We start from the raw sequence: 26,829 nt of genomic DNA, 5'->3' as shown, positions 1-26,829 counted from the left end.
CCGTCCTCCATCGAGAATCCAAGAGTCATGAACCCCTCATTGATCAGAAAGCTGGAAGGCCTCATCGAGCGCCATGAAGAAGTACAGGCCCTGCTCGGGGAGCCCGGGGTCGCCTCGGATCAGGACAGATACCGCGCCCTGACCCGGGAATACGCCCAGCTGGAAGATATCGTTCACGCCTTCCAGCGTTTCCGCCAGGCCGAAGAGAACCTCGAGACCACCCGGCTGATGCTGGAGGAAGAGGATGCCGAGTTGCGGGAGATGGCGCAGGAGGAACTGCCGCTCGCCAAGGCGACCTTCGAGGAGCAGGAGCAGGCGCTTCAGGTGATGCTGTTGCCGCGCGACCCCAAGGATGACAACAACTGCTATCTGGAGATCCGTGCCGGTGCCGGTGGCGACGAGGCGGCCATTTTCGCGGGGGATCTGTTCCGCATGTACTCCCGCTACGCCGAGCGTCAGGGGTGGCGTGTCTCCATCGTCAGCTGCAATGACGGCGAACACGGCGGCTACAAGGAGGTGATCGCCAAGGTGGACGGCGAGCACGTCTACGGCCGCCTCAAGTTCGAGTCCGGCGGCCACCGGGTGCAGCGAGTCCCCGAGACCGAATCCCAGGGCCGGGTGCACACCTCCGCCTGTACCGTGGCCGTGCTGCCGGAAGTGCCGGAAGCCGAGCAGGTGGAGATCAACCCCTCCGAGCTGAAGATCGACACCTTCCGCGCTTCCGGTGCCGGCGGCCAGCACGTCAACAAGACCGACTCCGCCATCCGCATCACCCACCTGCCCACCGGGCTGGTGGTGGAGTGCCAGGACGAGCGCTCCCAGCACAAGAACCGCGCCAAGGCGATGTCGGTGCTCTCCGCCCGCCTGCAGGCGGCCGAGGACGAACGCCACCGCGCCGCCGAGCAGAGTACCCGCCGCAACCTGGTGGGCTCCGGGGATCGCTCCGAGCGCATCCGCACCTACAACTATCCCCAGGGGCGTCTCTCCGAGCACCGGATCAACCTCACCCTCTATCGTCTGGGCGACATCCTGGAAGGGGATCTGGACTGCGTGATCACCCCCCTGGTGCAGGAGTATCAGGCGGATCAGCTCGCCTCCCTGGCCGAGAGCAACTGATGCAGATCCAGCAGGCCCGCGCCCATATCATGGCGACCCTGGCCTCCGGGGAATCCCCCCGTGCCGACGCCGATGCCCTGCTCTGTCATCTGCTGGATTGTCGGCGCAGTTATCTGATGACCTGGCCGGAGCACGAGCTCGATGCCGCCCAGCAGGCGACCCTGGCGGGCTGGCTTGCCCGTCGCCTCAATGGTGAGCCCATTGCCCACCTCATCGGTGAGCGGGAGTTCTGGTCGCTGCCGCTGAAAGTGAGCCCGGCCACCTTGATCCCGCGCCCCGATACCGAGGTGCTGGTGGAACAGGCGCTGGCCCGCCTGCCGGGCAGCCCCTGCGCCCTGCTGGATCTGGGCACGGGCACCGGTGCCATCGCCCTTGCGCTCAAGTCTGAGCGACCGGATGCCGATGTATGGGCGGTGGACAGGATGCCGGCCGCGGCCGCGTTGGCCCGCACCAACAGCGCAGCCCTGGGGTTGCCCATCGAGGTGCGCGACGGCAGCTGGTTTGCGCCGCTCTCGGATGCACCGCGTTTTGCGATGATCGTCTCCAACCCGCCTTACATCGACGGGACGGACCCCCATCTTCACGAGGGGGACGTGCGCTTCGAGCCGCGCTCCGCCCTGGTGGCGGAGGAGCAGGGGCTGGCGGATATCCGCCTCATCGTCACCCAGGCGCCCGCCTATCTGGTGCCTGGTGGCTGGCTGTTGCTGGAACACGGCTGGGATCAGGGGGAGGCGGTGCGTCAACTCCTGCTGCAACAAGGCTACGTCCAGGTGGAAACCGTGCGCGATTACGGCGATAACGAGCGGGTGACCCTGGGGCGCCTGGCTCAGTGATATGACGGGCGGGCCCGGTCTGCCCTTGTTCAAGGAAATCTTATGTATGTTGTTCTCAAGCATCTGCACCTCACCCTGATTGCCGGGGCCGTGCTGATGTTTATCCTGCGCTTTTACTGGTTGCAGACCGGCTCCGCGCTGGCAGGGGGCGCCCGCACCCTCAAGATCAGCGGCTGGCTCAACGGCCTGGTGGTGCTCTCCGGTGCGCTGCTCTGCATGGTGCTGGGTCTTAACCCCCTCAACAACGCCATCCCCTGGCTGGCCGAGAAGCTGACGTCCATCCTGGTGGTGGCGTTTCTGGCCATGATGGCGCTGCGCCTGGCCCGCAGCAACGGCATCCGCTGGTTTGCCTTCCTGGGCGCACTGGGGTGGATCTTCTTTATCGCCAAGCTTGCGGTGCAAAAGCAGGCCAGCCTGTTCGGCTAGGAAGGATGACGATGATACGTGTGGATGAGTGGACCGACTTCGAGGCTCACGATCTGGCCGAGCTGGCGCTGTCGGTGAGCGACGAGATCCGGGGCCATGGCGGCACGGGAGAGGCCGAGCTTGCCCGCCTCGATGCCTGGCTGGACGAGACGATTGCCGAGGGAGACTGCGACGAGGTGCGCCGTCAGCTGTTGCAGGGTTTCTACCAGACCCTGGGCTTTCGTGGCGACTGGCAGGATTACTTCTCGTCCGCCAACTGCGATCTGGACCAGGTGCTGGCAAGGCGCAAGGGGATCCCGGTCAGTCTCGGCATCCTCCTCATCCAGCTGGGTCGCAAGATAGGTCTGGATGTGGAGGGGATCTGCTTCCCCGGCCATTTCCTCCTGAGTTTTGCCGGTCTGGACGGGGAGGTCTATGTGGACCCCTTCAACGGTGATGAACTGAGCCGGCACCGCATCGAACTGCTGCTGCGCGGTGCCCTCGGCAACCTGGCGAGTCTGAGCGATGATCATCTGCAGCCATCGGGGCAGTGGGAGATCATCGAGCGCTTGCTCAATGTCAGCAAGGGCGCCCTGCTGCGCGAGGAGCGCATGACGGAGGCGTTGCGCTGCAGCGAGCTGCTGCTGCGCATGAAGCCCGGCGATCCGCTGGAGACGCGGGATCGGGGCTTCATCTATGAGCAACTCGATTGCCCGCGCTTTGCCGCCGACGATTTCGAATACTTTATTGAACAATGCCCTGATGATCCCGTGGCCGATGTGCTGAAAACCCAGCTGGCCACCCTGGACCTCAGTCCCAAACCCCTCCATTAAGGATCCCTGAGATGGAACAGAAGAATATCAAGGTCAACCAGATCGACGTCGCCAACGACAAACCTTTCGTGCTGTTCGGCGGCATGAACGTGCTGGAATCCCGCGACATGGCGATGGCGGTGTGCGAGAAGTACGTGGAAGTGACCAGCAAGCTCGGCATCCCGTTCGTGTTCAAGGCGAGCTGGGACAAGGCCAACCGCTCCTCCATCCACTCCTATCGCGGCCCGGGTCTGGAAGAGGGGATGAAGATCTTCCAGGAGCTGAAAGCGACCTTCGGCATGCCGGTGATCTCCGATCTGCATGAGCCCCATCAGGCCAAACCGGTCGCCGAGGTGGTCGACGTCATCCAGCTGCCCGCCTTCCTGGCGCGCCAGACCGATCTGGTGGAGGCCATGGCCCGCACCGGCAACGTCATCAACATCAAGAAGCCGCAATTCCTGAGCCCAAGCCAGATGAAGAACATCACCGACAAGTTCGAGGAGTGTGGCAACGATCGCCTGATCCTCTGCGAGCGCGGTGCCAACTTCGGCTATGACAACCTGGTGGTGGACATGCTGGGCCTGGGCGTCATGAAGAAGAGCACCGGCGGCTATCCGGTCATCTTTGACGTCACCCACTCCCTGCAGTGCCGTGATCCCCTGGGAGCGGCCTCCGGTGGTCGCCGCGAGCAGGTGACCGAGCTGGCCCGTGCCGGCATGGCGGTGGGCCTGGCCGGTCTCTTTATCGAATCCCACCCGGATCCGAAAATTGCCCGCTGCGACGGCCCGAGCGCCCTGCCGCTGGAGAAGCTGGAAGGCTTCCTCAAGCAGATGAAGGCCATCGACGATCTCGTCAAGGGCTTCGAGCCCCTCGATACCTCCGCCTGATCGCGATTTTTACTATCAAAAATGCCCCGCCATGCGGGGCATTTTTATTTCCGTCATTTTCATTTGGTGCTCTTCGGCGTCCATTGCGACCATGTTTCCGTGGTGTTAATGATGTTAAATATATTGTGTGATTGATGTCTCTTATTTGCTTCTTATGACATGCAAAAGTAGCGACCGTCAGGATGGCAAAAAGGTATGAAGCGGGTGAGATAACCCTATTTCTCGCCGCAGACTGCTGCATGCGTTATTTGCTGTCAGTGGAGTCACACTTATTAACAGGACGTTGAACATGCACAAGAAAATTGTCAGTAGCCTCTATTTTCAGGTGATATTGGCAATCACCATCGGAATATGTCTGGGACATGTCTATCCGAGTCTGGGCGCAGATATGAAACCCCTTGGTGATGGCTTCGTTAAATTAATCAAGATGATCATCGCCCCCGTCATTTTCTGTACCGTGGTCACCGGCATTGCCGGCATGGAAAGCATGAAGGCGGTGGGCAAAACCGGTGCCATTGCGCTGATCTATTTTGAAGTGGTGAGCACCCTGGCCCTGATCATCGGTCTGTGCGTGGTCAACGTGCTGCAGCCCGGGGCCGGTATGAACGTGGATCCCTCCTCACTCGACGCCAGCGCCATCTCCGTCTATGCGGATCAGGCCCAGTCCCAGGGGATAATTCCCTTCCTGCTGGATGTGATACCGGCCAGCGTCATCGGTGCCTTTGCCGGCGGCAATATACTCCAGGTGTTGCTGTTTGCCGTCCTGTTCGGATTTTCCCTGCATCATATCGGGGAGAAGGGAAAACCCATCTTCAATATCATCGATGGTTTCTCCCAGGTTATTTTCGGCATCATCAACATGATCATGAAACTGGCGCCGATCGGGGCATTTGGTGCCATGGCATTCACCATAGGGAAATACGGTATTGGTTCTTTGGTTCAGCTGGGGCAATTAATTGCTAGCTTCTATCTGACCTGCCTGCTGTTTATTTTTCTGGTGCTCGGCAGTATCGCCAAAGCCAATGGCTTCAGCATTGTGCGCTTTATTGCCTATATCCGGGAAGAGCTGTTGATCGTGCTGGGAACATCCTCGTCGGAATCCGTATTGCCGCGCATGCTGGTGAAAATGGAGGCGCTGGGCTGCAAGAAATCGGTGGTGGGTCTGGTGATCCCGACCGGTTACTCATTCAACCTGGACGGCACCTCCATCTATCTGACCATGGCAGCCGTCTTCATCGCCCAGGCGACCAACACCCCGCTGGACCTGTTCCATCAGCTCACCCTGCTGGTAGTGCTGCTTATCTCCTCCAAGGGGGCGGCCGGAGTCACGGGGAGTGGCTTCATCGTGCTGGCAGCCACCATCTCGGCGGTAGGGCATCTGCCGCTGGCCGGGCTGGCGCTGATCCTCGGGATTGATCGCTTCATGTCGGAGGCGCGCGCCCTGACCAACCTCATCGGCAACGGGGTGGCGACCCTGGTGGTGGCCCGTTACTGCGATCAGCTCGACGAGGCCACCATGCAGGACGCCCTGGCGAAACCCGTGGTGGCAAGGCCGGTGGACCTGCGAAGCTGACCCAGGTTCCGGCGGCGATCATCACCCATGAAAAAACGGCCCGAGGGGGCCGTTTTTTATCTCTTTACGCAGGGCGCCTTACAGGCTCTGGGTGAAGGTGCGGGTGACCACGTCACGCTGCTGCTCCGGGGTCAGGGCGTTGAAACGCACGGCGTAACCGGAGACGCGGATGGTGAGCTGCGGGTATTTTTCCGGGTTGGCGATGGCGTCTTCCAGGGTTTCGCGGCGCAGTACGTTGACGTTCAGGTGCTGACCCCCTTCGACCACAGGCTCTTGCTGAACCGGCAGTTCACGGTATTCGAATTGACCCAGGTCGGAGAGGCTGACTTCCTGATCGGCGGCAAAGCTGTCGCCCTTGGCGCAGATGCAGCGAGCCTGTTGTTTCTCTTCGTCCAGCAGCCAGAAAGAGTTCAGCAGAGCGGCGTTGGCGGACTGGGTGATTTGGATGCCCTTGATCATGGTATGACTCCTCATAGGAAAGCGGATTCAACGGTAAGCACATTACCCTGATGTTTTTAAACCACCTCTTGGAAGGAATGATTTAACGGGGCCTTGCCTTACACCTTTACTTCGTTGGGGCCATATATACCACGACGGTAATATTACGAAAATTGATCCAAATCAATAAAACACCATTTTGCGCGCATTGAAAGGGATTAAATCATTGAGTTGAATCAAAAACAGATCATTTTTCTGTTTTTGTAAGATATATGAATTATGCATTTTTTATTATTCATATCCAGTAATTTAACTACACCTTTGGGGTTTATTTCTGGCGTCAGCGAAAACCGGCCTGCCCAGAGGCCTGTCCGAAGGACGCCCTGTTATTCCTGTGTCGACGCAGCCTCGGTCATTGCCCGTGAACGCCGCCGCCGCTTCCCAGGCTGGCAAGGCTGAGCCTGACCTCCATGCGGTTGCGTCTTGGGGGCGAGGACTCTATCCTGAGCCCCTTGCTCTATTGACCGAGGAGATAGCGGTGCCAAGCTGGACAGAAGGCGGGGAGTGGGGAGAGGCTGGCATGCCAGCCAGGATGGAAGGAGTGGATTCGCAACGAGAGGAGACGGGTGTGCTGACCTGGAAAGATGTGATTGGTTCGGAGAAAGAGCAGGCGTATTTCATGGACACCCTGGCCACCGTCAGGGCCGAGCGGGAGGCGGGCAAGGTGATCTATCCCCCGGCGACCGAGGTCTTCAATGCCTTCAAACTGACCGAGCTGGATGACGTCAAGGTGGTGATCCTGGGGCAGGATCCCTATCACGGCCCGGACCAGGCGCACGGCCTCTGTTTCTCCGTCTTGCCCGGAGTGCGCACGCCGCCGTCCCTCGTCAACATCTACAAGGAGATGCAGCGGGATCTGCCGGGTTTTGTCACACCCCATCACGGCTTCCTGGAATCCTGGGCCAGACAGGGAGTGCTGCTGCTCAATACGGTGCTGACGGTCCAGGCGGGCCAGGCCCACTCCCATGCCCACCTGGGGTGGGAGACCTTTACCGATCGAGTCATCGAGCGGATCAATGCCCATTGCCAGGGAGTCGTCTTCCTGCTGTGGGGCGCTCATGCCCAGAAGAAAGGGCGCTTCATCGACCGGTCGCGCCACCATGTGCTGAGCGCCCCCCATCCCAGCCCGCTCTCTGCCCATCGCGGTTTCATCGGTTGCGGCCACTTCTCCGAGGCCAATCGCCTGTTGGTCCTGCAGGGACGCAGTCCCATCGACTGGCTCTCGGTCTGCGCCGATCCGGCGGCCTGACGCCGTAAATGCACAGGGGAAATGGTGTCCCCTGTGCCCCCTGTGGTGAGAGGCTGGTGCAGCCGCTGTCTGCATCCGACTTGATTGAGTGCAAAGTTCAGGCAATAAATGACCGTATACTCGAGACAGACGTTTTCTCATTTCAGTGCAAGGAGTGCCCATGTTATCCAGTCTGCATAAGGACCACCTCAACATCACCCGGTTGCTGACGCTGCTCAAGCAAAAGCTGGCGGCCATTCGCAATGAGCAGCCGGTGAGCTACTTCCTGCTGCGGGATGTGGTGGATTATCTGCGCGAGGTATCCGACAAGTACCACCACCCGAAGGAAGACATGATTTATGACTACTACCTGAAATACAGGGTGGTGGAGGGGGAGGTGGCCAACCGGCTGCACGAGGAGCACGCCCGTCTGCTGGATGCAGGGACCGAGCTCAAGGAGATGGTGGAGATGATCCTGATGGATGCGGTCATCCCGCTGGATCAGTTCACCGCCAGGTTGGAGCAGTTCATCGAGCAGCAGGAGGCGCACATGAACTATGAGGAAGGGGTCATCTTCCCCCATCTGCGCGACTCCCTGACCGAGGATGACTGGCGTCATCTCGAACAGCTCTGGCAGAACCGGGCCATCAATGATCCCCTGTTCGGGGCGGAGGTGAGCCAGCACTTCCAGGCGCTGGCCAAACAGCTCTCGCTGCCTGCAGCCTGACAGGAGGTTCACCCATAAAAACAGCGCCCCGGTCAATCCGGGGCGCTGTTTTTATGGCTCCACTCGCTGGAGTGAAACATGGGCGGCGTGGGCGTATCAGAGCTCCAGGTCGTCCGATCCTTCATAGGCGATGTCGATGGCCTGCAGCTCCTTTTGCAGGCGGTGCTTGTCTTTAAGCGCCTCAATCTCACGCCATTTGCGTTTTTTTCCCGTTGTCCCGCGGCTACGTGAACCCAGCTCAACGACCTCGTCAAAATCGAAGTTGAACATGTCCATGGCTCCCTCCTTGGTTTTATGGTTTTCACCATCCGTATAACACGACGCCTTTGAAAATAAAACGTTTTTATGACGAAGTTGTGACAACCGGAAACAGGCACAAAAAAACCGGGCTGCCCTTTCGGGAGCCCGGTTTTTGCGGCGTCACTTCGCTCTGTGAGCGCAGTGTGGCGAGCGGCCTTACAGGTGGCTTGCCAGCATGGTTTCCAGCTTGCCCTGGTCGATGGCGAACAGGCGGATGCCTTCCCCCAGTTTCTCGACGGCCATGGCGTCCTGGTTCAGCTCCCAGCGGAACTCGGCTTCGGTCATCGGGGCCGGTTTGGCTGTGCGCTCGCCGGTGTAGTCCAGCTTGCGCACCACGGTGCCTTCGGTCTTGCTCAGCTCTTCCAGCAAAGCGGGGCCAATGGTCAGGCGGTCGCAGCCGGCCAGTTCCAGGATTTCGCCGGTGTTGCGGAAGCTCGCGCCCATGACCACGGTCGGGTAGTCGTGCTGCTTGTAGTAGTTGTAGATGGCGGTGACGGAGACTACGCCCGGATCTTCACTGGCGGTGTAGTCACGGCCGTTCTTGGCCTTGTACCAGTCGAGGATGCGGCCCACGAAGGGGGAGATGAGGAAGGCGCCGGCTTCGGCACAGGCACGAGCCTGGGCGAAGGAGAACAGCAGGGTCAGGTTGCACTGGATACCCTCTTTCTCCAGCACCTCGGCGGCACGGATCCCTTCCCAGGTAGAGGCCAGCTTGATCAGGATGCGATCATTGCTGATGCCGGCTTCGTTGTAGAGGCGGATCAGCTTGCGGGCCTTGGCGATGCTGGCGTCTGTGTCGAAGGAGAGGCGGGCGTCCACTTCGGTGGAGATGCGGCCCGGGACGATTTTCAGCACTTCTAGGCCGATGTTGACCGCCAGCTTGTCGCCTGCGTCGATGATTTGCTGTGCCTTGTCCTGGCTCTGGGATCTGGCCCAGGCAATGGCGTCCTGGATCAAGGCTGCGTACTCGGGGATCTCGGAGGCCTTGAGTACCAGAGAGGGGTTGGTGGTGGCATCGATGGGCTGGTAGCGCTTGATGGCTTCGATGTCGCCGGTATCGGCAACCACTGTGGTCAGGGCTTTCAGCTGGGTCAATTTATCGGCCATGGCAAATATCATCTCTTTATGAGGGAGCAATCCCAGGGTGGTGGGCATGAGACGGCAGTTCTGAAATTAAATTACAAGATCCCGGCGGCTCAGGCTCAGAAAGGGGCGATGGGCAGGCCCCATCGTCATTGCCTGCCTAATTAATACGGATGTGGCGCATCCTGCAATAGGGGGGCTTGTATGCGAATCAGCCAGGTGGTGAAAGCGGTACCGGCTGTCTGGTGAAAGTGTTTGATAAAAAACGAGTTTTATTCATGGTGTGGCGGCTGGCTCCGACATGGAAAAGCGCAATTATTTTGGTGGATTCATGAATTTGTGCGGGAGGTCACATAAATAGTTCTGTCAGCTACTTGAAATTTAATTACGTGTAAAACGTTTTGCGTTACAACCCCTTGCCGATGAGGCATGAGAGGCAAACGCTTGTCTCCCTGATGTCGTTTCACACAGCGGTTTTTACCCCCATGGGATGAGTTGTAAAATGGTTCTCTATTGGCTCTAATTTGTGAGGGGCTGGGTTGCACATCAATTTTTGTTGATTTATTGCGTGCTAAATGAAGCTTTTTTGCATCAAATTGCTCGTTTTTTGTCTCCCCAGTGAGCCCTGTCACTATTCTGAATTCCCTCGCTATGCTAGATTCCGCCCCTTCGGCGCAATGCTGGTTCGGAAATTGACAGAGAGCGGTCAGCGCAGACTGGCCATGGATGTGATAACAACGAGAGAATTATGGACACCTTGATTGCAATGATTAACGACCTGATGTGGGGAGCCGTGCTCATTTACCTGCTGATCGGGGTCGGTATCTTCTTTACCTTCCGCCTGGGCTTTATCCAGATCCGCCACTTCGGCCACATGTTCTCGGTCCTGCGCAACAGTCGCAAATCCGACAGCGCCGGCATCTCCTCCTTCCAGGCTCTGTGTACCAGCCTGGCGGCACGCGTCGGGACGGGCAATCTGGCCGGTGTGGCCGTCGCCATCTATCTGGGTGGCCCTGGCGCCGTCTTCTGGATGTGGCTGATCGCCTTCATCGGCATGGCCACCGCCTTCGTGGAGAGCACCCTGGCCCAGCTCTACAAGGTCAAGGATGAGGATGGCAACTACCGGGGCGGTCCCGCCTACTACATGGAGCGCGGCCTCGGCATGCGCTGGATGGGAGTGGTCTTCTCACTCTGCCTGCTGCTGGCCTTCGGTCTGGTGTTCAACGCGGTGCAGGCCAACTCCATCAGCCTGGCCATGAACGTCGCCTTCGGCATCCCTGACTGGGTGAGCGGTCTTGCCCTGGTGGTGCTCTCCGGTCTCATCATCTTCGGCGGCATTCGTGGCATCGCCCGCTTTGCCGAGCTGGTGGTGCCCTTCATGGCACTGGCCTACATCCTGATGGCGCTGTTCGTGGTGTTCATGAACATCAGCGAGCTGCCGAGTATCTTCGCCCTCATCATCAAGTCTGCGTTCGGCATCGAGCAGGCAGGTTCCGGCGCCATGGGCTATGCCATCTCCCAGGCGATGATCAACGGCATCAAGCGCGGCCTCTTCTCCAACGAGGCGGGCATGGGCTCTGCCCCCAACGCTGCCGCCACCGCCACCCCCTATCCGCCGCACCCGGCCTCCCAGGGTTATGTGCAGATGCTGGGGGTCTTCCTCGATACCATCGTCATCTGTACCTGTACTGCCGCCATCATCCTGATGTCCGGCCAGTTCGAGCCGGGCTCCGGCGTGACCGGTGTCGAGCTGACCCAGCGCGCGCTCTCCTCCCAGGTGGGCGGCGGTGGCAACATCTTCATCGCAGCGGCCATCTTCTTCTTCGCCTTCACCTCCATCGTGGCGAACTACTCCTATGCGGAGACCAACCTGGTGTTCCTCGAGCACAACCACAAGGGTGGCCTGATGCTGTTCCGGATGTTCGTGCTGGGCATGGTGATGTTCGGCTCCGTGGGCGAACTGCCGACCGTGTGGGCTCTGGCGGATGTCTCCATGGGGCTGATGGCCATCGTCAACCTGGTGGCCATCCTGCTGCTCTCCGGCGTCGCCATCAAGCTGGCCAAGGACTACAACGACCAGCTCAAGGTGGGCCGCGTGCCGACCTTCGATGCCAACAAATACCCCGAGCTGCGCAGCCAGCTGGAAGAGGGGATCTGGGACAACCCGGGCAAGAAATAAGCCTGCGTTGCAAGGTGATTGAAGGGGAGCCATGGCTCCCCTTTTTCATGGGTAAAAAGAGGGGGCGGCTTCACACTGACTTCACAGAGCCTCATCGGCAGCACACCTCGCGGGACTATGCTGGGTTCATCACTCGCCGCCATGGCGATACCTTGCTAACGACAGTCAGGAGACATGCAATGCAACAACGACAATCCATCTTGTGGGGCGCTCTGGCCACCCTGATGTGGGCCGGTCTGGCTCATGCCGGTGACAAGGCGGCGACCGATCCCCTGCGCCCCGTGGTGGATGCCAGCATCCGGCCGCTACTCAAGGAGCACAGGATCCCGGGCATGGCGGTGGCCGTGCTCAAGGATGGCAAGGCCCACTATTTCAACTACGGTGTGGCCGATCGGGAGCGCGCGGTCGGTGTGAGCGAGCAGACCCTGTTCGAGATAGGCTCCGTGAGCAAGACCCTGACCGCGACGCTGGGGGCCTACGCCGTGGTGCAGGGGGGCTTCGAGCTCGATGACAAGGCGAGTCTGTTCGCCCCCTGGCTCAAGGGATCCGCCTTTGACAACATCACCATGGGGGAGCTGGCTACCTACAGCGCGGGCGGCTTGCCGCTGCAATTCCCCGAGGAGGTGGATTCGCTCGAGAAGATGCAAGCCTACTACCGCCAGTGGACCCCAGCCTACTCGCCGGGTTCCCATCGCCAGTACGCCAACCCCAGCATCGGGCTCTTTGGCTATCTGGCGGCGAGCAGCATGAAGCAGCCGTTCGATCGCCTGATGGAGCAGACGATCCTGCCGGGGCTTGGCCTGTACCATACCTACCTCAATGTGCCCGAGCAGGCCATGGGGCACTACGCCTACGGCTACTCGAAGGAGGACAAGCCCATCCGCGTCACTCCCGGCATGCTGGCGGACGAGGCCTACGGCATCAAGACCAGCTCGGCGGATCTGCTGCGCTTTGTGAAGGCGAACATCAGCGGGGTGGATAATGCGGCCATGCAGCAGGCCATCGACCTGACTCACCAGGGCCAGTATGCGGTGGGGGAGATGACCCAGGGACTGGGCTGGGAGCGTTACGCCTATCCCGTCAGCGAGCAGACGCTGCTGGCGGGCAACTCCCCGGCGATGATTTACAATGCCAACCCGGCGGCGCCCGCGCCCGCTGCAACAGGGCACCCTGTGCTCTTCAACAAGACCGGCTCGACCAACGGCTTCGGGGCCTATGTGGCTTTCGTGCCGGCCAAAGGGATCGGCATCGTCATGCTGGCCAATCGCAACTACCCCAACGAGGCGCGCATCAAGGCGGCCCACGCCATCCTGACGCAACTGGTCAGGTAATGGTGCGCCTTCGCTGAGCCTTGAGGGCACGTCGCATCGCGGCGTGCCCGTTACCTCGGACCCGACCCCTCAAGCGCGACCTGGCAGGGGGGGGGCGATGAGCATGCCAATCCGGGCCTCTCCTGCGGGAGATGTCCGGATTGGCATCCACCGAGTGCCATCTCGTCACTAGGCCCCGGCAGGCCGCCCGCTCTATAGTGCCCGGCATCTTCCTCTGCTTTTGCAGGATTGAGTTGTCAATCTCGCTGACAGCGCACCTGTGATGGTGAAACCTGCTGATATGGAGCCTTCATGGGTATGTTTCTGCTGTGTACTTTTCTGATGATCATCCTCTATCCCCTCGGGATCGATCTCTATCTGGTGGCCGTCCCCCGCATTGCGCAAACCCTGCAGGGGAGCGAGGCGCAGATCCACACCGCTTTTTCCATCTATCTGCTGGGCATGGCGGCTACCGTGCTGCCGGGGGGCATGCTGGCGGATCGCCATGGCAGGCGCCCCGTGGTGCTGGGGGGCGCTCTCATCTTCGTGGTCGCTTCCCTGGTGGCGGCGGAGGCGACCGGCATCGCCCAGTTTTATCTGGGGCGTTTCTGGCAAGGGGTGGGCGCTGGAGCGCTCTACATCATGACCTTCACCGTGCTGCGGGATGTGCTGAGCCAGGCGCGCCTCGCGATGGCCCTCTCCCTCATCAATGGCGTGATCTGCGTCATTCCGGTGCTGGCTCCCGTACTCGGTTATCTCATCCTGTCGCACTTCGAGTGGCGCGGCATCTTCGTGGGCATGGCGCTGGTGGCCGCCATCAGTGCCCTGGTCAACCTGCGACTGCTCAAGGAGACCCGCCCCGCCCGCCTGCCTGCGGGGGCATCGCCGCTGGCCCTGCTGGGCATGGCCCCCTTCATGCAGCGCGCCTTGCTGACCAGCGCCAGCGTGACCGCCATCCTGGTCTATGTGAGCGTCTCGCCCCTCGTCCTGATGACAACGTTCGGCCTGTCTCCCGAGCAGTACACCCGGCTGATGATGGCGATGGCCGGGGTGAGCATGTCCGCTTCCTTCCTGACCCCCTTGCTGCTGCGCTGGCTCGGCAAGGCAAGGGTGCTGGCGCTCTCCCACCTCGCCTACCTGCTGGCCTTGCTCGCCCTGTTGTGTAGCAGCGGGCCCGAAGGCGGCCTGTCCTGGCTCCTGGCGGGGTTTGCCCTGGTCTGCATCGGGTTTTCCTGCGGGTTCGGGGTGGCGATGGGGGAGGCGCTGGATGTGTGCAGGGATCAGGTGGCATCGGCCAGTGCCCTGCTCTGCATCATGCAGATAGGGTTGTCCGGGCTCTTCATCTGGGGGATGGGCCATCTGGGGATGCCTGCGCTCTGGATGCTGATCCTGGCACTCCTGCTGGCGCTGCTCGGTTACCTGGTGGTCAAGGTGCTGCTACCATGGCGTGCGGTACGGCGAGTCCGGGCTCGGGGATAGGAGAGACGCGATGCGCAATCTGGGTGAACTCGATTTGAACCTGCTGGTGGTCTTCAGGCACCTGATGCAGGAGCGCAGCGTGGCGGGGGCGGCCAAGAAGCTGTGTGTCACCCCGTCGGCGGTGAGCAAGGCGCTTGGCAAGCTGCGGGACTGGTTCGGGGATCCCCTCTTCGTGCGCGTGCGCCAGGGTTTGCAGCCGACCAATCTCTCCCTGACCCTGGCGGAGGAGCTCAAGACCTGGTTCCAGCTCACCGAGAGCATCAGCACCCTCAACAGCGAGGCGATCCCCGAGGGGGCCCGCTTCAGTCTGGTGATGGAGTCCCCCTTTGGCATCAGCTTCCTGAGCGAGCTGCCCACGACCATCTACCAGAAGTACCCCCACTCCGTGGTCAGAATGTTGGGCTGGGATCACCACTCCCTCAACGACATCGTCAACGGGGAGGCGGATCTTGGCTTCTGCGCCCGGGAGACCCACGGCCGCTCCCATGCCAGGGTCAACCGGCTGCCCTATTACATCGATCATGAGGTGCTGTTCTGCGATCGTCCCGTGGTGTTCCTGCGCAAGGATCACCCCTTGCTCGGGCAGACGTGGTCGCTGACCCGCTTTCTGGCCTGCCCCCAGGTGAGCGTGGTGTGGGAGGCCAGCGACAGCTGGGCACTGGATGATCTGCTGGAGGACGAAGGCCACAGGCGGCAGGTGCCCATCATGGTGGCGAGCTTCGAGCAGGCGCTGCACATCGCCGCCCAAAAGAGCCACGAGCTGATCGCCGTGGTGCCTTCATATTGCGCGGACTATGCCGCCAGACATCACCCCGACCTCATCCCCATGCCGTTGCCGCTGGAAGAGTCTCTCTATGCCCAGCTGGAGATCGCCTTCATCCTGCTGTGGCACAAGCGCCACAATCAGGATGCCAAGGTGATGTGGTTGCGGGGGGAGATCCGGCGGCTCTATGGCCTGGCCGCGGCGGGGATGACGCGTTTTGCCTGGGGCGGGCCCATGGGGAGCGGGGCGGTGAAAGAGAAGCAAGGGGGAGGAGGCTCCCCGGTTTAGTCGTACTGCTCTTCCATCCAGGCTTCGACGATGAGCTGGGCGGAGACGCCGTCCACGCTCCCCTTGTCCAGCGCCTTGTAGCCGCCACGTTCAAACAGGCGGGCGCGGGCATCCGTGGTGGTGAGCCGCTCGTCCTTGAACTCCACCGGCTTGCCGAAGCGGCCGTGCAGGCGATTGCCGAACTTGCGAGCTCGCACCGTGATTTCCTGGTCCGTGCCATCCATGTTGAGCGGCAGACCGACGATCAGCAGATCCGGTTGCCACTCCTTGATCAGTTTCTCTATCTCGTCCCAGTTGGGGATGCCGTCGTTGGCCTTGAGGGAGCGAAGGGGGCGGGCGCTGCCCGTGAGCTCCTGGCCGATGGCGACACCGATGCTCTTGGTGCCGTAGTCAAAGCCCATGATGCTGCGTGATGACATGGGGTCTCCTCGAAATGGATGGATAAATGAAGGGGGAAGCCCCCTCCCTGCCTCCCCCTGCTCGTGGGGGAGGGCCGGGGTGTCAGCTATGGCCCACCTGGCTGGAGAGGTGCAGGGGGTTGACCCCAATGCTCGCGGCGGCTTGCTGCCAGCGCAGGTGGATGGGGGTATCGAAGACCAGCTTGGGATTGGGGGGGATCACCAGCCAGGCGCCATCCACCAGCTCCTGCTCGAGCTGGCCTGCACTCCAGCCGGCGTAACCGAGCGCCACCAGCCAGTGGTCCGGCGCCTCGTCGGTGCCCAGGGTCTCCAGGATGTCCTTGGAGGTGGTGACCATCATCTCGTCGCTCACCTGCAGGGTGGAGTTGAAGCCCGGGCGGAAGCTGTGCAGCACGAAGCCGCGATCCCCGTGCACCGGGCCCCCCTGCAACACCGGCTGTTTCATCTCGGCGGTGGCGGGGGGATTGAGGTTGAGCTTGGTCAGCATGGCGTCCAGGGACATGTCGACCGGAATGTTGACCACCAGTCCCATGGCGCCTTCGCTGCTGTGTTCGCACAGATAGACCAGGGAGCGCTGGAAATAGGCGTCCGTGAGGCTCGGCATGGCGAGCAGAAAGTGATTTTGCAGTGTTTGCATGGAGCGTATGTATCTCTTAGCGTGCAAAGGTATTTGGGGTGATTATGGCAGTTGATGGCGGCGGGCAAAACCGCTTTTTGCCGGCAGGAGGGCGGCAGTCAAAGGGGCCTTCACGGCCCCTTGTGTGTGTTTCCTCGCCGTGGCAACGAAGGGGTCAGCGGCCCAGTCGGCGCTCGATGGCGTCCATCAGCATGCCGGTGATGGAGGCGTCGAAGGCCGCCTCAATCTCGCGGATGCAGGTCGGGCTGGTGACGTTAATCTCGGTCAGGCGATCGCCGATGATGTCGAGGCCGACGAAGATGAGCCCCTTCTCTTTCAGGGTCGGGCCTACCGCGCGGGCGATGGCCCAGTCCGCGTCACTCAGGGGGCGCGCCTCACCACGGCCGCCGGCCGCCAGGTTGCCACGGGTCTCACCCTGGGCCGGAATGCGGGCCAGGCAGTAAGGTACCGGTTCACCGTCCACCACCAGCACCCGCTTGTCGCCATCCTTGATGGCGGGCAGATAGGTCTGCGCCATGCAGTACTGGCTGCCGTGAGAGGTTAATGTCTCGATGATGACGCCGACGTTGGCGTCATCTTCCTTCATGCGGAAGATGGAGGCGCCTCCCATGCCGTCGAGCGGTTTGAGGATGACGTCCTTGTGCTTGGCGTGGAAAGCCCGCAGCTTGTCTGCTCTGCGAGTGACGAGCGTGGTCGGGGTGTGCTCGGCAAACCAGGCGGTGTAGAGCTTTTCGTTAGCGTCGCGCAGGCTCTGGGGCTTGTTGACGATAAGGCAACCCTCATCCTCGGCCCGTTCCAGCATGTAGGTGGCGTAGATGAACTCGGTGTCGAAGGGGGGATCCTTGCGCATCAGGATCACGTCCAGGCTGGAGAGCGGCTGATCCACCACCTCGCCCAGCGTGTACCAGTCGGCATAGTCATATTTGACGGTGAGCGGACGCATGGTACCGAAGGCGCGACCGGCCTCCATGTAGAGATCCTTCATCTCCAGATAGAACAGCTCGTAGCCGCGCTTTTGCGCCTCTTCGAGCATGGCGAAGCTGGAGTCCTTCTTGATGTTGATGGCCGAGATGGGGTCCATCACGATGCCGAGTTTAATGGTCATCCGAGTTTCCTTCCTAATGGCTCGATAGGGTTGTAGGGTCGATTAGCGCAGCGTAATCGGCCGTTTGAGGCTGCCATGATGTGATGCGCCACACGGCTTATCGACACCGCCAGATAGTATCAAGCGAGATCGCCAAAGCGGCACTGAAGCGCAGTAATCGCCGTCAGGGCGGCGGTTTCGGTACGCAGCACCCGCGGCCCCAGCAGCATCTCCTTGAAATCTTCCTGCACGGTACGGGCGATCTCGTCGCTGGACAAGCCCCCTTCCGGGCCGATCAGCAGGCGCACGCCGTGCTCGGGGATGGGCAGGGTGTTGATGCTGTAAGGGGCGCGCGGGTGCAGGTTGAGCTTGAGCTCCTGGGTCTCTTCCGCCAGCCAGGCGTCCAGCTCCATCGGCATGCGCACCTCGGGCACGGTATTGCGGCCGCACTGCTCGCAGGCGCTGATCACCACTTTTTGCCACTGCTCGCGTTTTTTCTCCAGCCGATCGGCGGGCAGCTTGACGCCGCAGCGCTCGGAGAAGAGGGGCGTGATGCAGGTGACGCCGAGCTCCACGGATTTCTGGATGGTGAAGTCCATCTTGTCGCCGCGGCTGATCACCTGACCCAGGTGGATGGCAAGGGGGGACTCCACCGAGCGGGTCTCGCAACTGTCGATGGTCACTTCCACCGACTTCTTGCCGACGTTGGCGATGGTGGCGGGGTACTGGTTGCCGTCGCCGTTGAACAGCTCGAGCTGCTGGCCCGGCTGCATGCGCAGCACGCGGCCGATGTGATTGGCACCGTCTTCCGACAGGGCGAGGGTCTGGCCAACCTGCAGGCTGGCCGGTTCATAGATACGTGGAATGCGCATGGCTGATAGTCAGTCTCTTGCTTGGAAACCCTTCAATACCCTACTGCACGGCGGCGAGCAAGGCTCGCGAGACAGAGAGTGAAGGGATTCAGGAGGAGGGGGACGCTCCCCCTCCCTGGTCAAATGGGGTTATTGGCACTGCTTTTCAATGAAGGGATTGGTATTGCCCTGCAGCTTGCCGATACGGCGGTTGCGCTCGCACTCCCAGCGATCAGCCGGATACTGCCTGTCCCAGGCTTCGTAAAGCTTGCGCTGCTGGGCCGCCAGACGCAGTCCGTACTGCTGGCTCATGTAGAGGTAGGCGCGGGCGATCTGGCCACGCACCGGCCCCTTGGGCGGCTGCACCTGGCGCTCCTTGAAGTCCACCAGCATCTGGCACTTGCCGTACTGGTTCGGTTTGCCGTTCCAGTCGCTGAAGCGGAAGTTCGCCCGATCACCGTTCACCTCGCCGATGGCGGGGAAGAGGTTGTGCATGTCTCCCTCCATCCTGTTGAACTCGTCGCTCTTGCCGCAATTCTTGCGACCCCCGTCCTGCCAGCACTGGAGCTGGTGGCCGAACTCCCAGGCGGGCACCACGTGCTCCCATTCGATGCGGGAGGCCCGCTCGGCCTGCTTGCGCGGCAGGTAGCCGCAGCTCTCCCAGTCGGGGGCCATCTTCTTGCCGCTGAACTTGATGTTGCAACCGCAGTAGAAGGTGACGGGGTGGCTCTGGTAGAGCTTGTTCAGATCCTGCTTGGCGGCGCGAAAGGTCTGGATGTTGTCGGCATGGGCCGGGGCGCTGACCAGCAGGGCCAGGCAGAGGGAGAGCAGAGGGCGAAACATGAATATCCTTGGCAATGAGACAGTTGAATGAAGTAAGCGCGCACCCTATCACAGGAGCGCGACACGGGGTGACTCAATCCGCCGTCGTGTCGCGCTGCCACACCAGGGGCTGGCGACAGCGGCGGCAGTGATAGCGGGCCTCGCCGCGCATCACCTTGTTGTGGCGGCGCACCGAGAGGGGATGCTGCTGGCAGGCGCAGGCATACACGAAGGTGCGCTGGGCCAGCACCCCCAGATCGAAGCTGTGGGTGGTGCTGGGTTCGAGACCGAACAGCTCCCGCATCACCGACTGCCACTGGCGGCCATGGGGCAGTACTCGGCTCTTGCCGCGCCCCTCTCCCCAGAGCGCATAGACCAGCAGGTGCGCCACCTCGTGGGGCACCACTTCCCTGAGAAACGCCTGCTGATTGGCCTGATAGAGCGCCGGGTTGAAGCGCAGCTCCCAGGTTTGCAGCCGCGCAGACCCTGCCGCCCGGCCCCGCATGTTGCAATGGACTTGCGGGCGGGGAAAGGTGCGGCCAAGGCGCGTTTCGGCCTGCACAAAGCAGGCCTCGACGCGTGCGAGCAGCGTCTCGATGAGGGCGGGGTCAGGCCGGGTGGCAGTGGCAGGCATGGGATCCTCGGGACGGACACAAAAGCAAAAGGGGAGCCAGGCTCCCCTTTTATCACAACCTCGAGCCTTACAGGCCAGCGGCAGCGCGCAGCAGCTCGGCCTTGTCGGTCTTCTCCCAGGGGAACTCGTCGCGGCCGAAGTGGCCGTAAGCGGCGGTTGCCTGGTAGATCGGGCGCTTCAGATCCAGCATCTCGATGAGGCCATAGGGGCGCAGCTCGAAGAACTCGCGCACCAGCTTGACCAGCAGGGCTTCGGCCACCTTGCCGGTACCGAAGGTTTCGACGCTGATGGAGGTGGGCTCGGCCACGCCGATGGCGTAGGAGACCTGCACTTCACAGCGATCCGCGAGACCTGCGGCCACGATGTTCTTGGCCACGTAGCGGGCGGCGTAGGCGGCAGAGCGGTCCACCTTGGACGGATCCTTGCCGGAGAAGGCGCCACCACCGTGACGGGCCATGCCGCCGTAGGTGTCGACGATGATCTTGCGACCGGTCAGACCGCAGTCACCCATGGGGCCGCCGATGACGAAACGACCGGTCGGGTTGATGAAGTACTTGGTGTCCTTGTTGATCCACTCGGCGGGCAGCACCGGCTTGATGATCTCTTCGCGCACCGCTTCCACCAGATCGCTGTGGCTGATGGAGTCGCAATGCTGGGTGGAGAGCACCACGGCATCGACACCCAGGATCTTGCCTGCGTCGTCGTAGGCGAAGGTCAGCTGGCTCTTGGCGTCCGGACGCAGCCACGGCAGGGTGCCGTTCTTGCGCACTTCTGCCTGACGCTTCACCAGCAGGTGGGAGTAGGTGATGGGCGCGGGCATCAGCACGTCGGTTTCGTTGGTGGCGTAGCCGAACATCAGGCCCTGGTCACCGGCACCTTGCTCCAGCGGGTCGGTACGGTCGACGCCCTGGTTGATGTCCGGAGACTGTTTGCCAATGGCGTTCAGCACGGCGCAGGAGTCGGCGTCGAAGCCCATGTCGGAGTGGGTGTAACCAATCTCGCGCACGGTGTCGCGCACGATCTGTTCGATGTCGACCCAGGCAGAGGTGGTCACTTCGCCGGCTACCATCACCATGCCGGTCTTGACCAGGGTTTCGCAGGCGACGCGCGCCTTGGTGTCCTGCTGCAGGATGGCGTCCAGCACCGCATCGGAGATCTGGTCGGCGATTTTATCGGGATGGCCTTCGGAGACCGACTCGGAAGTAAACAGCTTTGCCATGTTTGGTTCTCGATTCGTAAGGGTTATCGCCTTGGCCATAACCGGATAATGACAGGATGACTGTAGAGGTATCTACATCTGGACGTCTATTTTAAATAGGTCATCCGGTGATTGCCAGCACTATTTGGGGGTGGAGCCGCCCGGGGCGGGACGGGGAAGGGATCCACCTCCATGGAGGTAAGGCAGGGGGCGGATTGAATCGTTTTCCCCGCCCAGAAAAGCGATTGTGCTCCCAAAGCCACTTTATTCGCCCAGATAATATTTGCACGCCGCGCCCCCTGCTGGGACAATAACGCGCCTTAATCTTGGCCATCAAATGAAGCAATCGCAGGAGATACAGATGCCTTCTCGTAAAGAGCTTGCCAATGCCATTCGTGCATTGAGTATGGATGCCGTTCAAAAAGCCAACTCCGGTCACCCGGGCGCCCCCATGGGAATGGCGGATATCGCTGAAGTGCTGTGGCGCAGCCACCTCAAACACAACCCGAACAACCCCAAGTGGGCCGACCGCGACCGTTTCATCCTCTCCAACGGCCACGGCTCCATGCTGCTGTACTCCCTGCTGCACCTCTCCGGTTATGACCTCTCCATCGACGATCTGAAAAACTTCCGCCAACTGCACTCTCGCACCCCGGGTCACCCGGAGTACGGTTATGCACCGGGCGTTGAAACCACCACCGGTCCGCTGGGTCAGGGCATCACCAACGCCGTGGGCATGGCGATCGCCGAGAAGGCCATGGCCGAGCAGTTCAACCAGCCGGGTCACGACATCGTCGACCACTACACCTACGCCTTCATGGGCGACGGCTGCCTGATGGAAGGTATCTCCCACGAAGCCTGCTCCCTGGCCGGTACCCTGGGTCTGGGCAAGCTGATCGCGTTCTGGGATGACAACGGCATCTCCATCGACGGTCACGTGGAAGGCTGGTTCACCGACGACACTCCCAAGCGCTTCGAAGCCTACGGCTGGCACGTCATCCCGGCCGTTGACGGTCACAACCCGGAGGCCATCAACGCCGCCATCGAAGCCGCCAAGGCCGAGACCGGCAAGCCGACCCTGATCTGCTGCCGCACCATCATCGGCTACGGTTCCCCGAACAAGTCCGGCTCCCACGACTGCCACGGCGCACCGCTGGGCAACGACGAGATCGCCGCCGCCCGTGCCTTCCTGAAGTGGGACCACGCGCCGTTCGTCATCCCGTCCGACATCGCCGCCGAGTGGAACGGTCAGGAAAAGGGCGCCAAGCTCGAATCCGACTGGGCTGCCAAGTTCGCCGCCTATGAAGCCGCTCACCCGGCCCTGGCTGCCGAATTCAAGCGCCGCACCACTGGCGAGCTGCCGGCCAACTGGGCTGCTGAATCCGCCAAGATCATCGAAACCCTGCAGGCCAACCCGGCCAAGATCGCGACCCGTAAAGCGTCCCAGAACTCCCTGGAAGCCTTCGGCAAGCTGCTGCCGGAATTCATGGGCGGCTCCGCGGATCTCGCGCCGTCCAACCTGACCATGTGGTCCGGCTCCAAGTCCCTGACTCCCGAGAGCGCCGCAGGCAACTACATCCACTACGGCGTGCGCGAGTTCGGCATGTCCGCCATCATGAACGGCATCGCCCTGCACGGTGGTTTCATCCCCTACGGCGCCACCTTCCTGATGTTCATGGAGTACGCCCGCAACGCCCTGCGCATGGCCGCCCTGATGAAGCAGCGCGCCATCTTCGTCTACACCCACGACTCCATCGGTCTGGGTGAAGATGGTCCGACTCACCAGCCGGTGGAGCAGATCGCCTCCCTGCGTCTGACCCCGAACATGAGCACCTGGCGCCCGTGTGACCAGGTAGAGTCCGCCATCGCCTGGAAACACGCCATCGAGCGTACCGACGGCCCGACCTCCCTGATCTTCTCCCGTCAGAACCTGGCCCAGATGGACCGCACCGCCCAGCAACTGGCCGATGCCGCCAAGGGTGGTTACGTGCTGAAGGATTGCGCCGGTACCCCGGAGCTGATCCTGATCGCCACCGGTTCCGAAGTGGAGCTGGCCGTGGCTGCCTATGAGCAGCTGACTGCCAAGGGCCGTGCCGTGCGCGTGGTCTCCATCCCGTCTACCGACGTGTTCGATGCCCAGTCCGCCGAGTACAAGGAGTCCGTCCTGCCAGCCGCCGTCACCAAGCGCGTGGCCATCGAAGCGGGCATCGCCGACTACTGGTACAAGTACGTGGGCTTTGGCGGCAAGATCATCGGCATGCGCACCTTCGGTGAGTCCGCACCGGCCGAGCTGCTGTTCAAGGAATTCGGCTTTACCGTGGAAAACGTGGTGGCGACCGCTGAGTCCCTGTAACAGCCCCTGTAATTCCTGAACGTTGGGCCACCTAGGCCCAATAGCCGGAACAACAAAACGCCCTCCATCGCTAGATGGGGGGCGTTTTTATTGGTTACTACACAAGATAAACAATGAACAAAAAATAATTAATTGATATTATTGTTTTATATGAGGAAATATTAATTATTGAAATTTCATAAGTGAGTATGTTATGCCAGAAATAAATCCATTATCCATATTGCTTACGATTATAGGTGGTTTAAGCGTCGCGGCATTGCTTGGTTGGATAAGAAAACCTCGTTTAGTTACATTAATGCCAAGGACATTTTCATACTCACACATAACAGATAAAGGACAGCTTGTCGAAATTAGTGTTTTTAATCGGGGATTTAAGACAGAGGAGAATATTGATGTCACGCTTAATCCATCTTATTCATATGAGCTTTTAGGTGCTAATAGTCAAGATGTTTTAATCGATAAAAATAGGATTAAAATATCTAGAATTGGTCCCTCTGATGAGATAACCACATTGATTATTGTTGAAGGCGGAGTCTTCAAAACTGACGATATACTTCAAACTTTATCTAAAGAAACTAAAGGCAATACGGTATCCAAGCTAGAAGAAGTTTCACCTACAGGCCAACAACGAGTGGCACTAATAGCTCTTTTTGTTGCTATTCCAGTATCGTTATATGTGGGTTATATTTCCATAAATAAATTCATTGGCAGTATAAGCACCCCCTTGATAGAGAAAAAAGTGAACACTATAGTCCAAGGGTGGAAGGTACCCCCTCATAACATTTTGGCATCACCGAAAATTTTTTCAGATTTTGAATCTAAAAAGATAAGCACTGAAATAGGTACTCCATCAATTAATGGTGACATATTGTCGTTACCAATATTGGTCTCTAATAAAACAGATGGGGTAATTAAATACAATCTATCAATGACAACGGTTTCATCAGAGAAAAAAATACCATCTTATGATAGGCGTATATCTGATGTGATTGTTATTCCAGGAGCAACTGAAAAAAGAAAAATAGATGTAATTATTGACGACTCATTAGGTGAAGCTGGTAGAACAGTATTTATAGAGTTATGGTTACAATCTATGGCAGAAGATGAATCGTTACAGCAGTTGACTCAAGAATATATATATAAGTAACTATTAAAGCTGATGGTTAGCATGCAGATTTGTACAAATCTAACTATCACTTAACACGTAGGTTCGATTAGCGAAGCGTAATCGGACGTTCGCGTTCTTTATATCGATGTCATAAAAATAATATCCCTCCCTGTTACCAAAAAAGAGACCGGCATATAGCCGGTCTCTTTTTATTGAGCGAAAAACTTACCCCTGCGGCGGGGTGCTTTCCGCATTGGAGAGTACGGCATCCATCTGCACCAGGGTGCCGGCCGGCAGCTCGCTCACGCCAATCACGGTGCGGGCAGGCAGATAGCCCGGGAAATATTTGGCGTAGATGGCATCCACGTCCGCCAGATCCGCGATGTTCTTCACCTGGATATTGACCTTGACGATATCGTCCATCACGTGGCCGATGCTCTCGACGATGGTCTTGATATGGCCGAGGCACTGGGCGGTCTGCTCCTTGACGCAACCGGTCAGCACTTTGCCGGTGGTCATGTCGAGCGGCAACTGGCCGGCGATATGGTTGTAGTGGGAGAAGGCGACGCTCTGGGTATGCAGCGGGCTTCTCGGTGCCTTGTCGGTATTGCGGGCACGGATCACCAGATTGTGTCTGTCTTCCACCAGCTGGGGCGGGGTGCCGTCACCGTGGGAGATGACCGCATCCATCTGCACCCGTGCCCCCATGGGCAGGGCGGCGGCACTGACTACAGAGCGGGCCGGCAGATAGGCGACGGCACGGGCGATGGCGGAGTCCGGGAAGAAGGTGGTGTAGATCTCGTTGACGGCGTCGAGATCCGCCAGATTGGTCAGATAGACGGTCACCTTGACGATATCGTCGAAGGGCACGTCGATGCTCTCCAGCACGGTTTTGATATTGCGCAGGCACTGGGCCGCCTGCTCGCGAATACCACCGTCAACCAGGGCGCCAGAGGCGGGGTCGAGGGGCAGCTGGGCACCGATATTGTTGTAATGGGAGAAGGCGACGCTCTGGCTGGAGAGCGGATCCTGCGGGGCGTGGTCGCTGTTGCGGGAGATCTTGAGCAGCGGGCAGGGGGCCTGGGGGAAGGTGCCTTCCCCGTTGGAGAGCAGGGCGTCCATCTGCACCCTGGCGCCGAGCGGCAGACTGGCGACGGCGAGCACTGTGCGGGTCGGCAGCGAGTGGGGGAAGAATTCCCGATAGACGGCGTTGACGGCATCGAGGTCGGCGATGTCCGCGAGGAACAGGGTCACCTTCACCATGTCCTCCATGCCGTGGCCAACGCTCTGGACGATGGCCTGGATATTGGTGAGACACTGTCTGGCCTGCGCCTGGATATCCCCTGCGACCAGCGCGCCCGTTTTCGGGTCGATCGGCAGCTGGGCGGCAATATTGTTGTAGTGGGAGAAGGCCACGCTCTGGGTATAGGGCCCCAGATCCTGAGGCGCATTGGCGGTATTTCTGGCGGATTTGATGATGGTACCACTCATGGCGATACTCCTTTTCGTTTTTGATGTAGGGTCCGGGCCGCATTGTTCTTCCCTGGCCGAATGCGGCACGCTGATGACTCGTGATATTGCGGCAACAGTTGCCCGTTCCCGCCGCAGGGCGACGGAGAAAAGGAGAACGATCATCACAGTGTCGAGCCCTGTTTCGATGCAGACAGCGTGTGCAACAGACAAGGGAGAGAAGTTGGCCTGGTGATTCAGACGGGAGAATTCTAGGGGGCGGTTATCCTGGGATGCAAACCGGGATCCTGTTTCTATGAGGTGGCTCAACAGAGTGAAATATATTCATTTTGCGATTCAATTCATGACGGGCATGGCAAATAAAGGTGATGATGATCCCGCTTTACCATGAAAGTGGAACCAGATAGCGCCATATTGTCGCGCATCAGGGTTACAGCCTGTGAATCCTCCGTTAATACTTTTGGCGACATTGCAGCTTATTCTCCCGGTTTTGCATAGCTATCTATTTATCGCTCTCTCGACGCCCTGTTCAGCGCCGCCAAAATATGCTGCGGCGAGCACACTGAAATAACATTCACCCTCTTTGCATGGCAACAGGTCATGACATAAATACGGGAGAAAGAGAGGGCGCTTTTTAGCCCCTGCGGCGGAGGCTGACATGGGCGGGTCGCCACATCGCCTATGCCATATCTTTTCAGCGGCGCGAACGCAGCCCGCCAACAAGGCTCATAAGCAAGGGGAGGGGGCCTTCCCCTTGCCTGCCCCGACTTGC

The 26,829-nt window shown here is 60.0% G+C and carries 25 protein-coding genes; 14 read left to right on the top strand and 11 right to left on the bottom strand.

What is annotated here, in order from left to right; genetic code table 11:
* The first annotated feature begins 27 nt into the window (after positions 1 to 27).
* The 6 genes from prfA (at position 28) to I6L48_RS19100 (ending at position 5,626) form a co-directional block, all read left to right on the top strand.
* On the top strand, positions 28 to 1,116 hold the full coding sequence (prfA, locus tag I6L48_RS19125; RefSeq protein WP_048207166.1) for a peptide chain release factor 1: 1,089 nt from the start codon (positions 28 to 30) through the stop codon (positions 1,114 to 1,116).
* Complete coding sequence (gene prmC, locus I6L48_RS19120; RefSeq protein ID WP_216987607.1) at positions 1,116 to 1,949, top strand: peptide chain release factor N(5)-glutamine methyltransferase; 834 nt, start codon at positions 1,116 to 1,118, stop codon at positions 1,947 to 1,949. Before prfA ends, prmC begins: the two co-directional genes overlap by 1 nt.
* A 42-nt stretch (positions 1,950 to 1,991) precedes the next feature.
* Positions 1,992 to 2,375 (top strand): SirB2 family protein, encoded by a 384-nt coding sequence (locus I6L48_RS19115; protein ID WP_042880800.1) that lies wholly within the window; start codon positions 1,992 to 1,994, stop codon positions 2,373 to 2,375.
* Between the two features lie 11 nt (positions 2,376 to 2,386).
* Complete coding sequence (locus I6L48_RS19110) at positions 2,387 to 3,187, top strand: SirB1 family protein (RefSeq protein ID WP_041212584.1); 801 nt, start codon at positions 2,387 to 2,389, stop codon at positions 3,185 to 3,187.
* A gap of 11 nt (positions 3,188 to 3,198) precedes the next feature.
* The gene (kdsA, locus tag I6L48_RS19105; RefSeq protein WP_039039605.1) at positions 3,199 to 4,053 is read left to right on the top strand and encodes a 3-deoxy-8-phosphooctulonate synthase; all 855 of its coding nucleotides are present in this window, start codon (positions 3,199 to 3,201) and stop codon (positions 4,051 to 4,053) included.
* A 289-nt stretch (positions 4,054 to 4,342) separates the two neighbouring features.
* Complete coding sequence (locus tag I6L48_RS19100; RefSeq protein ID WP_041212586.1) at positions 4,343 to 5,626, top strand: dicarboxylate/amino acid:cation symporter; 1,284 nt, start codon at positions 4,343 to 4,345, stop codon at positions 5,624 to 5,626.
* A 78-nt stretch (positions 5,627 to 5,704) separates the two neighbouring features.
* Here the strand turns inward: I6L48_RS19100 and grcA are convergent, their stop codons facing one another.
* Positions 5,705 to 6,085 carry an autonomous glycyl radical cofactor GrcA gene (grcA, locus tag I6L48_RS19095; RefSeq protein ID WP_010673855.1) on the bottom strand — a complete coding sequence of 127 codons (381 nt, stop codon included), beginning with the start codon at positions 6,083 to 6,085 and terminating at the stop codon, positions 5,705 to 5,707.
* Between the two features lie 607 nt (positions 6,086 to 6,692).
* Here grcA and ung point away from each other — a divergent pair.
* Complete coding sequence (gene ung / locus I6L48_RS19090) at positions 6,693 to 7,373, top strand: uracil-DNA glycosylase (RefSeq protein ID WP_042880802.1); 681 nt, start codon at positions 6,693 to 6,695, stop codon at positions 7,371 to 7,373.
* A 160-nt stretch (positions 7,374 to 7,533) separates the two neighbouring features.
* Positions 7,534 to 8,079: a hemerythrin domain-containing protein gene (locus I6L48_RS19085; protein WP_042880804.1), complete on the top strand. Its 546-nt coding sequence runs from the start codon at positions 7,534 to 7,536 to the stop codon at positions 8,077 to 8,079.
* A 96-nt stretch (positions 8,080 to 8,175) separates the two neighbouring features.
* Here the strand turns inward: I6L48_RS19085 and I6L48_RS19080 are convergent, their stop codons facing one another.
* A complete protein-coding gene (locus tag I6L48_RS19080; RefSeq protein WP_010673858.1) occupies positions 8,176 to 8,355 on the bottom strand; it encodes a DUF3545 family protein in 180 nt (59 codons plus the stop codon).
* A 180-nt stretch (positions 8,356 to 8,535) separates the two neighbouring features.
* Entirely contained in the window at positions 8,536 to 9,486 is a 951-nt protein-coding gene (gene tal / locus I6L48_RS19075) for a transaldolase (RefSeq protein WP_042880821.1), read from the bottom strand.
* A 724-nt stretch (positions 9,487 to 10,210) separates the two neighbouring features.
* Between tal and I6L48_RS19070 the strand changes: the two genes are divergently transcribed.
* The 4 genes from I6L48_RS19070 (at position 10,211) to yidZ (ending at position 15,481) form a co-directional block, all read left to right on the top strand.
* Complete coding sequence (locus I6L48_RS19070) at positions 10,211 to 11,641, top strand: sodium:alanine symporter family protein (protein ID WP_042880806.1); 1,431 nt, start codon at positions 10,211 to 10,213, stop codon at positions 11,639 to 11,641.
* 179 nt (positions 11,642 to 11,820) lie between these two features.
* Positions 11,821 to 12,972, top strand: coding sequence for a CMY-1/MOX family class C beta-lactamase (gene blaMOX / locus I6L48_RS19065; RefSeq protein WP_042880807.1), 1,152 nt, complete (start codon positions 11,821 to 11,823; stop codon positions 12,970 to 12,972).
* Between the two features lie 291 nt (positions 12,973 to 13,263).
* A complete protein-coding gene (locus I6L48_RS19060) occupies positions 13,264 to 14,430 on the top strand; it encodes an MdtL family multidrug efflux MFS transporter (protein ID WP_216987606.1) in 1,167 nt (388 codons plus the stop codon).
* A gap of 10 nt (positions 14,431 to 14,440) precedes the next feature.
* Complete coding sequence (gene yidZ / locus I6L48_RS19055) at positions 14,441 to 15,481, top strand: HTH-type transcriptional regulator YidZ (protein ID WP_069651514.1); 1,041 nt, start codon at positions 14,441 to 14,443, stop codon at positions 15,479 to 15,481.
* On the opposite strand, the gene ruvX is transcribed toward yidZ, so the two are convergent.
* From ruvX to metK, 7 genes are all read right to left on the bottom strand, one after another.
* Positions 15,478 to 15,900: a Holliday junction resolvase RuvX gene (gene ruvX, locus I6L48_RS19050; RefSeq protein ID WP_010673863.1), complete on the bottom strand. Its 423-nt coding sequence runs from the start codon at positions 15,898 to 15,900 to the stop codon at positions 15,478 to 15,480. The two genes, yidZ and ruvX, sit on opposite strands and share 4 nt — an antisense overlap.
* 82 nt (positions 15,901 to 15,982) lie before the next feature.
* Positions 15,983 to 16,537 (bottom strand): YqgE/AlgH family protein, encoded by a 555-nt coding sequence (locus I6L48_RS19045; protein ID WP_010673864.1) that lies wholly within the window; start codon positions 16,535 to 16,537, stop codon positions 15,983 to 15,985.
* Between the two features lie 154 nt (positions 16,538 to 16,691).
* On the bottom strand, positions 16,692 to 17,642 hold the full coding sequence (gshB, locus tag I6L48_RS19040; RefSeq protein ID WP_216987605.1) for a glutathione synthase: 951 nt from the start codon (positions 17,640 to 17,642) through the stop codon (positions 16,692 to 16,694).
* Between the two features lie 119 nt (positions 17,643 to 17,761).
* Positions 17,762 to 18,493 carry a 16S rRNA (uracil(1498)-N(3))-methyltransferase gene (rsmE, locus tag I6L48_RS19035; RefSeq protein ID WP_010673866.1) on the bottom strand — a complete coding sequence of 244 codons (732 nt, stop codon included), beginning with the start codon at positions 18,491 to 18,493 and terminating at the stop codon, positions 17,762 to 17,764.
* Positions 18,494 to 18,622: 129 nt separating this feature from the next.
* Complete coding sequence (locus I6L48_RS19030) at positions 18,623 to 19,315, bottom strand: endonuclease (protein ID WP_039040144.1); 693 nt, start codon at positions 19,313 to 19,315, stop codon at positions 18,623 to 18,625.
* Positions 19,316 to 19,388: 73 nt separating this feature from the next.
* On the bottom strand, positions 19,389 to 19,928 hold the full coding sequence (locus I6L48_RS19025; RefSeq protein WP_160839022.1) for a SprT family zinc-dependent metalloprotease: 540 nt from the start codon (positions 19,926 to 19,928) through the stop codon (positions 19,389 to 19,391).
* A 67-nt stretch (positions 19,929 to 19,995) separates the two neighbouring features.
* Positions 19,996 to 21,147, bottom strand: coding sequence for a methionine adenosyltransferase (metK, locus tag I6L48_RS19020; RefSeq protein ID WP_010673869.1), 1,152 nt, complete (start codon positions 21,145 to 21,147; stop codon positions 19,996 to 19,998).
* Positions 21,148 to 21,487: 340 nt separating this feature from the next.
* On the opposite strand from metK, the gene tkt reads away from it, so the two are divergent.
* A complete protein-coding gene (tkt, locus tag I6L48_RS19015; protein WP_039040146.1) occupies positions 21,488 to 23,479 on the top strand; it encodes a transketolase in 1,992 nt (663 codons plus the stop codon).
* Positions 23,480 to 23,672: 193 nt separating this feature from the next.
* The gene (locus tag I6L48_RS19010; RefSeq protein ID WP_216987604.1) at positions 23,673 to 24,626 is read left to right on the top strand and encodes a hypothetical protein; all 954 of its coding nucleotides are present in this window, start codon (positions 23,673 to 23,675) and stop codon (positions 24,624 to 24,626) included.
* Between the two features lie 186 nt (positions 24,627 to 24,812).
* Here I6L48_RS19010 and I6L48_RS19005 read toward each other — a convergent pair whose 3' ends face one another.
* Positions 24,813 to 26,078 (bottom strand): RidA family protein, encoded by a 1,266-nt coding sequence (locus I6L48_RS19005; protein WP_216987603.1) that lies wholly within the window; start codon positions 26,076 to 26,078, stop codon positions 24,813 to 24,815.
* Positions 26,079 to 26,829 lie beyond the last annotated feature (751 nt).

Origin of the sequence: Aeromonas sp. FDAARGOS 1418 (assembly GCF_019048585.1) — a bacterium.
Taxonomy (GTDB): domain Bacteria; phylum Pseudomonadota; class Gammaproteobacteria; order Enterobacterales; family Aeromonadaceae; genus Aeromonas; species Aeromonas caviae.
This window is presented reverse-complemented; position numbering and strand designations above follow the sequence as displayed.

Coding starts and splice junctions, on each gene's coding strand:
- prfA (WP_048207166.1), top strand. CDS start 28: ATGAACCCCTCATTGATCAGAAAGCTGGAAGGCCTCATCGAGCGCCAT.
- prmC (WP_216987607.1), top strand. CDS start 1,116: ATGCAGATCCAGCAGGCCCGCGCCCATATCATGGCGACCCTGGCCTCC.
- I6L48_RS19115 (WP_042880800.1), top strand. CDS start 1,992: ATGTATGTTGTTCTCAAGCATCTGCACCTCACCCTGATTGCCGGGGCC.
- I6L48_RS19110 (WP_041212584.1), top strand. CDS start 2,387: ATGATACGTGTGGATGAGTGGACCGACTTCGAGGCTCACGATCTGGCC.
- kdsA (WP_039039605.1), top strand. CDS start 3,199: ATGGAACAGAAGAATATCAAGGTCAACCAGATCGACGTCGCCAACGAC.
- I6L48_RS19100 (WP_041212586.1), top strand. CDS start 4,343: ATGCACAAGAAAATTGTCAGTAGCCTCTATTTTCAGGTGATATTGGCA.
- grcA (WP_010673855.1), bottom strand. CDS start 6,085: ATGATCAAGGGCATCCAAATCACCCAGTCCGCCAACGCCGCTCTGCTG.
- I6L48_RS19085 (WP_042880804.1), top strand. CDS start 7,534: ATGTTATCCAGTCTGCATAAGGACCACCTCAACATCACCCGGTTGCTG.
- I6L48_RS19080 (WP_010673858.1), bottom strand. CDS start 8,355: ATGGACATGTTCAACTTCGATTTTGACGAGGTCGTTGAGCTGGGTTCA.
- tal (WP_042880821.1), bottom strand. CDS start 9,486: ATGGCCGATAAATTGACCCAGCTGAAAGCCCTGACCACAGTGGTTGCC.
- I6L48_RS19070 (WP_042880806.1), top strand. CDS start 10,211: ATGGACACCTTGATTGCAATGATTAACGACCTGATGTGGGGAGCCGTG.
- blaMOX (WP_042880807.1), top strand. CDS start 11,821: ATGCAACAACGACAATCCATCTTGTGGGGCGCTCTGGCCACCCTGATG.
- I6L48_RS19060 (WP_216987606.1), top strand. CDS start 13,264: ATGGGTATGTTTCTGCTGTGTACTTTTCTGATGATCATCCTCTATCCC.
- yidZ (WP_069651514.1), top strand. CDS start 14,441: ATGCGCAATCTGGGTGAACTCGATTTGAACCTGCTGGTGGTCTTCAGG.
- ruvX (WP_010673863.1), bottom strand. CDS start 15,900: ATGTCATCACGCAGCATCATGGGCTTTGACTACGGCACCAAGAGCATC.
- I6L48_RS19045 (WP_010673864.1), bottom strand. CDS start 16,537: ATGCAAACACTGCAAAATCACTTTCTGCTCGCCATGCCGAGCCTCACG.
- gshB (WP_216987605.1), bottom strand. CDS start 17,642: ATGACCATTAAACTCGGCATCGTGATGGACCCCATCTCGGCCATCAAC.
- rsmE (WP_010673866.1), bottom strand. CDS start 18,493: ATGCGCATTCCACGTATCTATGAACCGGCCAGCCTGCAGGTTGGCCAG.
- I6L48_RS19030 (WP_039040144.1), bottom strand. CDS start 19,315: ATGTTTCGCCCTCTGCTCTCCCTCTGCCTGGCCCTGCTGGTCAGCGCC.
- I6L48_RS19025 (WP_160839022.1), bottom strand. CDS start 19,928: ATGCCTGCCACTGCCACCCGGCCTGACCCCGCCCTCATCGAGACGCTG.
- metK (WP_010673869.1), bottom strand. CDS start 21,147: ATGGCAAAGCTGTTTACTTCCGAGTCGGTCTCCGAAGGCCATCCCGAT.
- tkt (WP_039040146.1), top strand. CDS start 21,488: ATGCCTTCTCGTAAAGAGCTTGCCAATGCCATTCGTGCATTGAGTATG.
- I6L48_RS19010 (WP_216987604.1), top strand. CDS start 23,673: ATGCCAGAAATAAATCCATTATCCATATTGCTTACGATTATAGGTGGT.
- I6L48_RS19005 (WP_216987603.1), bottom strand. CDS start 26,078: ATGAGTGGTACCATCATCAAATCCGCCAGAAATACCGCCAATGCGCCT.